The sequence below is a fragment of the Deinococcus piscis genome, from assembly GCF_014653275.1.
Taxonomy (GTDB): Bacteria; Deinococcota; Deinococci; order Deinococcales; family Deinococcaceae; genus Deinococcus; species Deinococcus piscis.
In genome coordinates, this window is sequence record NZ_BNAL01000052.1 from 1 (window position 1) to 10,959 (window position 10,959).

Annotated in this window: 10 protein-coding genes and 1 pseudogene; 6 read left to right on the forward strand and 5 right to left on the reverse strand. The window is 57.7% G+C overall.

Annotated elements, in window-relative coordinates; genetic code table 11:
* Window positions 1-161: 161 nt before the first annotated feature.
* The 4 genes from IE158_RS12670 to IE158_RS12685 all read right to left on the reverse strand — a co-directional run bounded on the left by IE158_RS12670 (window position 162) and on the right by IE158_RS12685 (window position 3,173).
* Window positions 162-1,025, reverse strand: a complete 864-nt coding sequence (locus IE158_RS12670) for a hypothetical protein (RefSeq protein ID WP_229839117.1) — start codon at window positions 1,023-1,025, stop codon at window positions 162-164.
* Between the two features lie 445 nt (window positions 1,026-1,470).
* Window positions 1,471-2,169, reverse strand: coding sequence for a PRTRC system ThiF family protein (locus IE158_RS12675; RefSeq protein ID WP_189644080.1), 699 nt, complete (start codon window positions 2,167-2,169; stop codon window positions 1,471-1,473).
* A complete protein-coding gene (locus IE158_RS12680) occupies window positions 2,166-2,870 on the reverse strand; it encodes a hypothetical protein (RefSeq protein ID WP_189644081.1) in 705 nt (234 codons plus the stop codon). Before IE158_RS12680 ends, IE158_RS12675 begins: the two co-directional genes overlap by 4 nt.
* A 102-nt stretch (window positions 2,871-2,972) precedes the next feature.
* A complete protein-coding gene (locus IE158_RS12685) occupies window positions 2,973-3,173 on the reverse strand; it encodes a hypothetical protein (RefSeq protein WP_189644082.1) in 201 nt (66 codons plus the stop codon).
* A gap of 127 nt (window positions 3,174-3,300) precedes the next feature.
* Between IE158_RS12685 and IE158_RS12690 the strand changes: the two genes are divergently transcribed.
* On the forward strand, window positions 3,301-4,134 hold the full coding sequence (locus IE158_RS12690; RefSeq protein WP_189644083.1) for an IS5 family transposase: 834 nt from the start codon (window positions 3,301-3,303) through the stop codon (window positions 4,132-4,134).
* A gap of 157 nt (window positions 4,135-4,291) precedes the next feature.
* Window positions 4,292-5,007, forward strand: a pseudogene (locus IE158_RS12695) (IS5 family transposase).
* A gap of 44 nt (window positions 5,008-5,051) precedes the next feature.
* Here the strand turns inward: IE158_RS12695 and IE158_RS12700 are convergent.
* Window positions 5,052-5,552 carry a universal stress protein gene (locus IE158_RS12700; RefSeq protein ID WP_189644084.1) on the reverse strand — a complete coding sequence of 167 codons (501 nt, stop codon included), beginning with the start codon at window positions 5,550-5,552 and terminating at the stop codon, window positions 5,052-5,054.
* A 468-nt stretch (window positions 5,553-6,020) separates the two neighbouring features.
* On the opposite strand from IE158_RS12700, the gene IE158_RS12705 reads away from it, so the two are divergent.
* From IE158_RS12705 to IE158_RS12720, 4 genes are all read left to right on the forward strand, one after another.
* A complete protein-coding gene (locus IE158_RS12705) occupies window positions 6,021-7,502 on the forward strand; it encodes an alanine/glycine:cation symporter family protein (RefSeq protein WP_229839118.1) in 1,482 nt (493 codons plus the stop codon).
* A 148-nt stretch (window positions 7,503-7,650) separates the two neighbouring features.
* A complete protein-coding gene (locus IE158_RS12710; RefSeq protein WP_189644086.1) occupies window positions 7,651-9,186 on the forward strand; it encodes a glycine betaine uptake BCCT transporter in 1,536 nt (511 codons plus the stop codon).
* Window positions 9,187-9,278: 92 nt separating this feature from the next.
* A complete protein-coding gene (locus IE158_RS12715; RefSeq protein WP_189644087.1) occupies window positions 9,279-9,785 on the forward strand; it encodes a DUF421 domain-containing protein in 507 nt (168 codons plus the stop codon).
* The gene (locus tag IE158_RS12720; RefSeq protein WP_189644088.1) at window positions 9,782-10,717 is read left to right on the forward strand and encodes a mechanosensitive ion channel family protein; all 936 of its coding nucleotides are present in this window, start codon (window positions 9,782-9,784) and stop codon (window positions 10,715-10,717) included. Before IE158_RS12715 ends, IE158_RS12720 begins: the two co-directional genes overlap by 4 nt.
* The last annotated feature ends 242 nt before the right edge of the window (window positions 10,718-10,959 follow it).

The window sequence follows — 10,959 nt, forward strand, 5'->3', positions numbered from 1 at the left end:
TGAGCATGCCAGAGGGCAAAGTACCGTTTGCGCTCACATGGAAGGACATCAGTCGAAAACAGTAATTTCTGGAGCCGAGTTTCGTCTTCAGGAGTCAGTTGGGGGTCAAGTCGTCTGATGACTTAGTCTACACCCGGAAGCTACTTAGGCAAGAAGCGCTTCTAGATCTGAACATGGGAACCTGTTGTCAGCATTGTCATCATCCGCTCGGTGATCACCAGAGCCCGCTGGCATATGTCCAGCAGGGCGCGGGCCAATCTGGCTTCTGCAGGGCTGTTGACCGGCAGTAACAGCAGCGGCTCTCGCTCTTCACCGCTGTTCTCGATCAAATCCTGGTAGTCGCTGTAGAGTTCCTCTTCGAGGCTTTGCAGCCCTGGCTGGGCGTGGCCTGCCACGATGAAACGGGCCGGGGCGGCTCCGCAATAGCCGCCCAGCAGTTCCAGGCATTGGTCTCCCGCAGTGTCCATGAACTCCGCATTCAGGTTGCCCAGTTCTTCTAGGCAACTTACCACCTCGCCCAGGGCGGGTAGGCCCCAGCGCCGGCTCAGCAGATCGATCTCTTCGAGTTCAAGTTCCTTGTGTCGTTTGGTGAAGACCTGGTAGACCTGGTGTCCGAACGCCCGTTTCAGGTTTGGCGGCGAGTAGGGGTCTTCCCTGGCGGCAACAGCCAGCTGCTCGCTGGTCACCGGGCGTAGGGTGAACCACCCATTCTCTTCTGCCATTTGGAGCTGGTTGCTGTACAGCCCATGGTTGAGTGACCGCCAGTAGCTCGCGTCGTCTTTTCTTGGTGCGTGCATTTCAGTGATGTCAGAGTAGGCGTTGTAGGCCGTGTAAACCGGCAGGCGCAGGAAGGAGAACTGGGTCATGGCGCTGAGCAGGCTCCCGCGCAGGTGAGGATGCACCCGGTCAAGCTGCCGAAACCAGCGTCCAGGCCGGATGGCTTGACTGCTACGTCTGAGCTGGACTTCGAGAAAAAAGCCTTCTTCCTCAAAAGCTCTCTCTGCAGGGATCAGTTCGGTCTGCAAAAGATCGTGCGGGGCGGGGGCATTGCTGAGGCGTTCCAGGTACGCGGCAAGGTGCTCACCGGGAAGGACGGGCAGCGCGGGCAGTACCCCCGCTTCAATCAGGTGGGCACAGGTTCTGGCCAGTTCGGCGTTCTGCTCACTGGCACAGTGCAGCTGAAAGGCAGCCGGAACGCCTGGCAGGGGTTGCCCGGCCAGACTGATGGCCTGAAATTCGGGTGCCAGGTTAGCAGACACATTTCCGGGGGAGAAGGGAACGGGCCCTGTTAGGGCAGCAGAGGAAGTTGCGGACTGGGCAACGGAGCCGGCTGCGGAGTTGTGCGGCAGGCCTGGATGACGCGGGCCATCGTTCGGTCGGCGTCTGTGGTGTCTCGTGGCTGGATGGGCAGTGATTTGGCTGGGGTGGATGGTTGTGTGAGCCACTGGACGGGACATAATTGCTCCTTGTTCATGCTGGAATGCTCCGGGCGCTGAGTGTGTGGTTTTGGAGGCTGAAATAGCGTGCGTGATGCTTGATGCCCTTGTCTGTATGAATGAAGTTCCAGAGAAGATCGGCAGCGTGGGCGGCCACGTGTGCATTGACGAACAGGTCCTGGCGTTTGATGGCTTCCATGGTGGAGCAGCTTGGGCCATCGTCAGGCAGCGCGGTGTCCATCAGTTCTGGGTGCAGCTCGGTGGCCAGGGGGAGGACACCCGCCCTGCCCAGAATCACCTGGCCGGTGGTGTGGTCGTTGCCGCAGTCGAGCCACCACCACCGCTGCTGACGCGCGGCCCCGTGCAACTTGGCGCGGGCGCTGCGTGAGTCCACGCAGGAGATGACGATGTCGGCCTGTAGAAATTCGCCTGTGTAGTGCTGTGGGCAGGCGCGCCAGCTGACGTTGCCGGCCAGATTGACCCGCCGTACCAGCGTGACGGCCTTGTTCTGTCCGAGGTCGGGCGCGCTGAAGCGTTGGCGGACCAGGTTGGATTCGGACACCCGGTCCGCGTCATATACGGTCACGTCCAGGCCGGGCTGCTGCAAGCTGATCAGTGCCTGGTGTAGCCGCAGCAGGTGCGAGAGCAGTTCGCTGCCGGTGCCGCCCGCGCCGATCAGGGCGATCCTGGCGGTGCGTGGGTGATTGCTGAACAGGGTGAGGGGTGCGTTCATTGAACCCCCCCCTGGATGACGTCCCCAAGGGTCTGCCTTGTGGGAACCAGCCACTGCGTATCGAAGTGGCCGCGTTCGTGGCACAGTTCAAGCAGTCTTCCGTAGCTTGGAATGGTCGGCGGCAAAAAGACGTTGCCGCCGGTGCTGTTGGAAAGGAAGAACAGGTCTTCGTAATCTCTCAACCGCGAAACGTCGGGTTCTGCAGGCAGTGGAACATTTCCCCGGCACATCTGACTGCTGCTGAAGATGTTCATATAAGGAGCGCGGTACAGCGGAGTATCACTCTGCGGACGTTCGCTGCTGGCCAGGGCGTAAATGTGGAGGGTTCCTGGCCCAGCGATAAACAGCAGGTGGGGCTGGGGAAGCGGCACGCCGTCGAAGGCCTGCACGGCGCGGTCATTTGAATGCAGCGCCATCGGCCGGACGCGGCCCGGCACAGTCCAGGCGACGTGCTTCCCAGAAATGGCGATCACTTCCGGGGGCAGCAGGATAAGCCGTTCGCGGCGCAGACCATTCATGTTCCGCAGGTTCTCGATCAGTTCCTCGGTCACCTGCTGCCCCGGCCCCAGGACCGCTCCTTGTTCGCCGACCAGAATGTCATGCTGACAGGTCATGTTCAGCTGCCGGTCTGACGTGCCGTAGACGATGATGGCTTTGCAGGCGTGCAGTTCGCTGAAGGGGGTTGCAAGATTCAGTTCCATGCCGCTTTGGTTTCCCGGCGTGAGCCGGGAGAGGGTGCAAGCAGCTTGTGGTGCGCGGCGGCGTGCACTGGCCGGGCCCCACAAAAAAAAGGAAGAAGCTTCTTAGGCTTCTTCCAGGTAGCTGCAGATCTCGTCAGCGGCCAGCAGGCTGAGAATCAGTGCATTGGTCGCTTCGTACACTGCTCCGTGCAGGGAAATCAGCTTTCTGGTCAGGGCGATGTCCTGTGGAGTGGCGACGTTGGCCCACAGCTGCGGGCAGTGGCCTTCGCCCATCATGTACATTTGATGCTCTTCTTCGAGCACTTCGCGTTCCAGGGTGAAGTAGTTGTAGCGTGTCTTTTTGGGTTCGCAGAAGCTGAACGCGGCCAGTGGGGCTAGAGGCTGTTTTGGAAATTGATTCCGTCTGAGACACAGATTCTAGAATTTGGACATGTCTACTGAAGGCTATACTTCGGACCTGACGGATGAAGAATGGACCTTACTCGGTCCTCTGATTCAGCAGCCATACAGTCGTGGTAGACCCTCGTTATGGTCTCCCCGCCAAATTCTCAACGCTATCTTTTACGTCTTACGCGGTGGAATTGCCTGGCGTGCTTTGCCCATCAATTTCCCTCCGTGGCAAACGGTGTACTACCACTTCCGGAGAATGCGCCGAGAAGGACTTTGGGAAGACATCAATGCTCAGCTCAGAGCATATTATCGAGTAAGCATCGGGCGTTCGCCCGATGCTCATGCTGCAATTATTGATAGCCAATCAGTGAAAGCGACTGAATGCCGTTCAGAGCGGGGTTTCGATGGTCACAAGAAGGTGAATGGTCGCAAGCGGCATATCTTGGTTGATACTCTTGGTCTCCTTCTGAAAGTGATTGTTCACCCTGCCAATCTTGTTGATCGCGAGGGTGGCAAGTTGCTTATCGACGCAGTTAAAGGCCGGTTTCCTGCGCTTGAAATCGTTTGGGCAGATCAGGGCTACACCGGCAAGTTCAAGAGCTGGGCTGCAGCCCAGCTCCATGTTGACTTCGTTGTTGTTTACCCACCATGGCGACAAATGCGACGTTACTTTCCTGAGCTTCTGGAGCAGCAAGGATTCGACTCAAAAGCATTTCACGTCATTCCAAGACGCTGGGTTGTTGAGCGGACATTTGCCTGGTTAGGACGGAATAGACGCCTTTCCAAAGATTACGAGACCCTACGGGAAACAGAGGAAATGTGGTATTACTTGGCAATGAGTCGAATCCTACTGCAACGCCTGGTATCACCGTAAACTTTTACGGCTCAGTCGATGTCTATCATTCCAAAACAGCCTCTAGAAGTCATCCGGAAAATACCTCACCATCTGCCGCCCCAATGGGCGGCAGATTTATCTGGTGCATTTGACCGACGAGCAATGGGCCATACTTGCGCCACTGATCCCACAACCAGTGAAGCGGACGACACGTGGCCGTCCAAGGCGTAATGACCGTGAAGTCCTTGAGGGCATTCTCTGGATTCTCCGTACTGGGGCGCAGTGGAGCGAGTTACCCAGAGCGGAGTACCCACCCAAATCGACCTGCCACGAGCGTTTTCAGGAGTGGAATGATCAAGCTGTCTTTCCCCTCATCCTCGCTGCTCTGTACGAGCAGCTTGAGGATCAGCAACTTCTGGATTTGCGCGAAGCATTCATCGATGGCACCTTCAGTCCTGCAAAAAAGGGGGCGACGAAGTCGGCCCTACCAAAAAAGGCAAAGGTTCCAAGATCATGATTATGGTTGATGCCAACGGTATTCCGTTGGCGGTACACGCGTGCAGTGCCAGGCCAGCTGAGGTCACTCTGGTGAATGACACCCTTGATGCCACCTTTGGTCTGGATTTCCCCAAACGACTGATTGGCGACAAAGCCTACGATAGTGATGGTCTGGACGCGGACTTGAACGACCTTGGCATCAAAATGATTGCGCCCAATCGGCGCAATCGGGGGAAAACTCAGGATAGACGACCACTGCGCCGCTATAAGCGGCGCTGGAAGGTGGAACGGACAATTGCCTGGTTGCAGAACTTCAGACGAGTCCGGACTCGTGATGAGATCAAAGCAGTCAACTTCCTGGCCATGGTTCAATTGGCTTGCATCGTTATCCTGCTCCGCGCAATTTCCGGATAGCTTCTAATGCCCATGACCTGACAGCCGCAGGCAAGCACCCAGCTTCAGCGCTTGGTCCACTGAACCACTGGCTGATCCGCCTTGACCAGCAGTACGGGGACCCGTACCTGGCGCATGATGTTCTCAGCAACACTTCCGAGAAGGGCACGCCTTACCCCGCCGCGTCCATGGGTGGACATGACCAGCATCTTGGCCTGCTCTTCTTCCCGGACCCGGACCACAATCTTCTGGATGCTCTCACCCAAGCGTGGTTCAAGGCGCAGCCTGGCCTGTGGATACTGCTCCCCCAGCACAGCAGTAAGCTCCGCCTTGCGGCGTTGGATATCTGCCGGGGTGACGCGGTGACGGCCAAACTCTTCAAGTGGCGGTGTGGGGTCGCGCTGAACATACAGAATAACCAGCTCCGCGCCCAGCGCGTTACAGAGCTGCTCTGCATGCTTGATTGCACGGTTGCCCACCTCGCTGCCATCGGTTGTGACCAGAATCCGGTCCTTGGTGGCCGAGATAGTTTGGGCCGGTGAATCGTTCGGTTGAATTTGTGTCATGGGGTATCACGCTCCTTTGAAGCGGCAGAAAAAGACACCGAAAACGTGGAAATGAGGCGACCCGCACCGCTACAGATACGCCTCCAAAAGCTTACGAGCGACCATAAGTACCGCTCCATCTATCTGAATAATTATTCAAATAGACGGCGGGCTGTCTCTCAAGTATACCTCCGCTCTGCTTCCAGGCAGGGAATGCCTGGTCCATTTCCTGTATTTTCTCATCTTTTAATCACGTCTATATCGCTAAAATTTGTGCCTATTTTTTGAAACCTAAATCTTGCCCTCCAAGCTCACTGATTTTACATCTCGCCTCCAATGTTTTAGGGTTTAACTATGCAGAAATTTTTGAATAATTCACCGACTCGCCGGAAGCGGGAGGGAGCCACAGACCTCTCCCTTATTCGCCGACTCCTCCTCCTTGGTCCGCTGCTTTTCGGCCCAGTAGCCTCAGCAGCCACCTCAGCAGGGGTGGCTGAGTCGTTTGACGCCCGCATCAACGCTGCCCTGACGCCCATCAGCAACGCCTTTTCCAGCGTCATCTTCTACTCGGTTCCTATCGCCGGAACGTCCCTGCCGCTCATCGTGGTGTGGCTGCTGGCTGCGTCCATTTTCTTCACGTTGCGGTTTAAGTTCATCAACCTGAGAATGTTCAGACATGGCATCGATCTGGTGCGGGGCCGTTACTCTTCTACTTTTGAAGACAGTCCCGGACAAATTACACATTTCCAGGCCCTGACCACAGCGGTCAGCGGCACGGTGGGCCTGGGCAACATCGCGGGCGTCGCTGTTGCTATTGGCCTGGGCGGCCCGGGGGCCACCTTCTGGATGATCTTGGCCGGGCTGCTGGGCATGAGTACCAAGTTCGTGGAATGTACCCTAGGCGTCAAGTACCGCCGCATTAACGAGGACGGCACGGTCTCGGGTGGTCCCATGTACTACCTGAAAAACGGTCTGAACGAACGTGGCTTGGGCAAGCTTGGCCGTGTGCTGGCCATCCTCTTTGCTGTGGGGCTGATGGGAGGTGCCCTGGGGGGAGGCAATATGTTCCAGAGCAATCAGGCATTTGCTCAACTCCTCGGCGCAACTGGAGGGGACGCCAGTCCGCTACAAGGGTACGGTTGGGCCTTCGGTCTGGTGCTGGCAGGCTTGGTGGCTGCCGTCATCTTCGGAGGCGTGTCCAAGATCGCTGCTGTGACTTCGCGTCTGGTGCCGTTCATGGCTGGGCTCTACATCCTGACCATTGTCTATGTCCTGACCGTCAACGCCAGCGCTATCCCTGGTGCCTTTTCAGCAATTCTCACTGGGGCGTTCAGCCCCCAGGGCATCACAGGAGGCATTATCGGCGTCATGATTCAGGGCATCCGCCGCGCTACGTTCTCCAATGAGGCGGGGATTGGCGCGGCAGCCGTTGCGCACTCGGCTGTCAAGACCAGTCGGCCAATCACTGAGGGATTCGTGGCCTTGCTGGAACCATTTATCGATACGGTGCTGGTCTGCACCATGACAGCACTGGCACTGATTGTGACGGGCGTCTACGACCCAGCCCTGGGCTATCAGGGGGTGCAGATGACCGACGCTGCGTTCCGCGCAGGTGCGCCGTGGTTCTCGTGGATTCTGACCATTTCGGTGGTGCTCTTCGCTTTTTCCACCATCCTGGGCTACGCCTACTACGGCCAAAAAGCCACTGGCTACCTGTTTGGCGAATCGGTGCTGGCCCGCACCATCTTTCGCATCGTGTTCCTGATGGCTACCGTGGTGGGAGCCACGATGAGCCTAGGGGCAGTGGTTGACCTGAGCGACTCGCTGCTGTTCTTCATGAGCATTCCCAACATCATTGGCCTGTACCTGCTGACTCCGGTTGTGAAGCGCGAACTGGACCAGTACATGACCGACCTGCGTAGTGGGGCGATCCCCAAATACCGCCATGGAGTTCACCAGGCCGGGGACTGACATCTACACTGGGCAGCTCCCCTCCCCAACCAATTTGTTAAGGTGAGAGCTTTGCAGCGCCTGACCATCCCAGCGGGTGCTGCGTATTCGCCTCACCGTTTCCATTCAGGTGGCCTGGTGTCACTAACCATACAAAAGGAGCAGACCTATGGTCTTTCGTACCGCGCTGATCATCATCGCGCTTTTCCTGGCCTGGGGCCTCACAAGTCCGGCTGGATTAGAGGCCGCCAGCAGTGCTGCACTCGCTTCCATCACCACCAATTTCGGCTGGTTTTACCTGCTGTCGGGCCTCGCTTTCCTGGTCTTTTGCCTTTACCTTGCTTTCTCCCGCTTCGGCCAGATTCCGCTGGGTCAAGACGGGGAAGAACCGGAATTCTCCACCTCGTCTTGGTTCGCCATGCTGTTCAGCGCTGGCATGGGCATTGGACTGGTGTTCTGGGGCGCTGCTGAGCCGATGTCCCACTTCACGGCCCCGCCTGAGCGGCTAGAACCAGGTTCCGTGGAAGCGGCCCGCGCTGCCATGCGGTATTCGTTTTTTCACTGGGGCCTGCATCCCTGGGCCATCTACTCGGTGGTAGCGCTGTCCATCGCCTACTTTTCGTTTCGCAAGGGCGAGAAGACACTGGTATCGCGCACGTTCAGGCCGCTGCTGGGCAAAGCGGTTGAAGGTCCAGCTGGAATGGCGATAGACCTGCTGGCTATTTTTGCCACCGTGTTTGGGGTGGCCACCTCACTGGGCCTAGGGGCACTGCAAATCAATTCAGGTCTCAATTCGGTCTTTGGCCTTCCTATCGGCACGCCCGCGCAGCTGGGCATTATTGCCGCAGTCACAGTGCTGTTCATGATCAGCGCCAGCACCGCACTTGACAAAGGCATTCAGCTGCTGAGCAATCTCAATCTGGGTCTGGCTGGGCTGCTGCTGCTCCTGACATTTATCTTCGGGCCGAGCGTCTTCCTACTGGACACATTCACGACCACTGTGGGCAGCTACATACAGAACTTGATTGGCATGTCTACCCGCCTGACACCTTTTTCCGGTGATAGCTGGGTCGGTGGTTGGACCATCTTCTACTGGGCCTGGTGGATTGCCTGGGCACCTTTTGTGGGTCTGTTTATCGCCCGTATTTCACGGGGGCGTACCATCAAAGAGTTCATTCTAGGCGTGCTGCTGGTGCCTGCCCTGGTCAGTTTCCTGTGGTTCAGTGTCTTCGGAGGCAGTGCCCTGTACACCGAACTGTTTGGTGTGGGCGGCCTGGCTGCTGTGACCGCAGAAGACACTTCCAAGACCCTGTTCGCGCTGTTCGACACCCTGCCGCTGGGCAGCATCCTCTCCATGGTTGCCACGGCACTGATCGCCTCATTCTTTGTTACCAGTGCTGACTCCGCTACCTTTGTCCTGGGAATGCAGTCCAGAGACGGCAACGAAAACCCGGATACCCGGACCAAGCTTATCTGGGGGGCCATCCAGTCTCTGATTGCGGTGGCCCTGCTGGTCAGCGGTGGCCTCAGTGGGTTGCAATCGGCCACCATCGTGGCGGCCCTGCCCTTCAGCATCATCATGCTGGGCATGTGCATCTCCCTTTACCGCGCGCTGTCACACGACTCCGGCGCTGCCCCACAGCGTCCGCTTCAGGCCAAAGCTCAGGCAGAACGCGCAGCGCAGACTGTGACAGAAGCCAGTTAGTTAGATGCCACTTCTTCCCACGGCGCATCCAGTCCCTCTCGGACTGGATGTTTTATCAGTGCCCTGGCTGTCAATCCCGCATAGTAAAGGGCATGGATCTCAGTAGCGTGCTGGCCGATATGTTTATCCCCAAAGAAGGCTGGTCCATAGAACTGGTCGTCCGTATTGTGCTGAGTACCTTGCTGCTGTTCGGCTATGTGGTTATGTTGGCCCGGACGTTTGGCTCACGCACCTTTGCACAGTTCACCTCCTATGATTTTCTGACCAATGTGGCTGCCGGATCACTGGTCGCCAGCGCCATTTTGAACGAGAGTCTGATCGAAGGCAGTCTGAGTCTCTTGGTGCTGGTGCTCGTACAGGCTGCCGTTTCTGCCTGGAGCGCCCGCTCTGAGCCGGTGCAGGAGCTGGTCGACAACCGCCCTGTCGTGCTGGTGGCACACGGTCAGCTGCGGCGAGAAGTGATGAAATCCGCCCGTGTCTCGCCCGCCATCTTGCAGCAGCACATGCGGAGCGCAGGGGTGGAACGGACCGAAGACATCCGCTTTGCCGTGCTGGAATCGGGGGGTAAAATCAGCGTGATCAAGAAGGAAGCGTCATGAGCGCTGCTGTGGATACCATTTTGAACCGCCTGTACGACAGTGGGCTGGGATTTATCGGATTGCTGCCGAACATCCTGATTGGCCTGCTGACCTTTATGCTGTTTCGGCTGGTGGCCGGTCTGGCCCGCACGGCCACCAGCCGCGTGGCCGCCCGCACAGGTCAGCCACAAAGCATCGCCCTGGTGTTTGGTCGCCTGGCCTACTGGTTGGTCCTGACCCTGGGCATCATGGTCTCGGCCACCATCATCTTTCCCACCCTAAACGCGGCATCGCTATTCAGTGCACTGGGCGTGGGCAGCGTAGCAATCGGATTTGCGTTCAAAGACATCTTTCAGAATCTGTTGGCAGGCATCTTGCTGCTGCTCACGCGACCTTTCCGCATCGGGGATCAGATCGTCAGTGCTGAGCATGAGGGCACCGTCGAAGACATTCAGATCCGTGCCACCATGCTGCGTACCTATGACAACCGCTTGGTGGTGATTCCCAACGCCGAGCTGTATACCAACCGCTTGGTGGTGAACACCGCCAAAGACAGACGCCGCGCTTCGGTGACAGTGGGGATCGGCTACGGCGACGACATTGCGCAGGCCAAGCAGACTATTTTGGCAGCCCTACAGGATGTCAACGGGATTTTGCAAGATCCTCCCCCACAGGTGCTGGTACGGCAGCTGGCCGATTTCAGCGTGAATCTGGAGGTGCGCTTCTGGATTGACCCACCCATTCGCCGTGAAATCGTTGAGGCTGAGGATCAGGTTCTGGAAGTTCTCAAGCGAGTGCTCTCCGAGCAGGGCATCGACCTGCCGTTTCCTACAACGCAACTGCTGTTTCACGATCAGACTGAAAAGGGTGACGGTGTTCGCTCACGGCAACGTGAAGGCTGGCCGCAATCCCGCGCAGAGGGATCAGGAGGGCCGACGGGACCGCAGCCGTGAGGCAGATGTAGCTGACACCGCTCACTCAGCAGTTGTGGTTTGTCTCAGTCCCGATGACAATCTCCTCTGCCTTGTTGATGGCGGAGTTGGGCACCAAGCTTGAAGAGCGACAAGAGGTAACGGCGAGACAAGCATTCGCCTATACCGGTGGCGAGCGCCGAGCTAGAAAGTGAGGTGGTAGTGGCTGCATCAACGTGACAAGTTGTATCGGTGGAAGGCCAGAGTCAGGCTGGCTTCGAGCA

Bases quoted from the DNA above. Each gene is read 5' to 3' on its own strand.
- IE158_RS12700 (WP_189644084.1), bottom strand. From the start codon at position 5,552: ATGACACAAATTCAACCGAACGATTCACCGGCCCAAACTATCTCGGCC.
- IE158_RS12715 (WP_189644087.1), top strand. From the start codon at position 9,279: ATGGATCTCAGTAGCGTGCTGGCCGATATGTTTATCCCCAAAGAAGGC.
- IE158_RS12675 (WP_189644080.1), bottom strand. From the start codon at position 2,169: ATGAACGCACCCCTCACCCTGTTCAGCAATCACCCACGCACCGCCAGG.
- IE158_RS12680 (WP_189644081.1), bottom strand. From the start codon at position 2,870: ATGGAACTGAATCTTGCAACCCCCTTCAGCGAACTGCACGCCTGCAAA.
- IE158_RS12710 (WP_189644086.1), top strand. From the start codon at position 7,651: ATGGTCTTTCGTACCGCGCTGATCATCATCGCGCTTTTCCTGGCCTGG.
- IE158_RS12720 (WP_189644088.1), top strand. From the start codon at position 9,782: ATGAGCGCTGCTGTGGATACCATTTTGAACCGCCTGTACGACAGTGGG.
- IE158_RS12690 (WP_189644083.1), top strand. From the start codon at position 3,301: ATGTCTACTGAAGGCTATACTTCGGACCTGACGGATGAAGAATGGACC.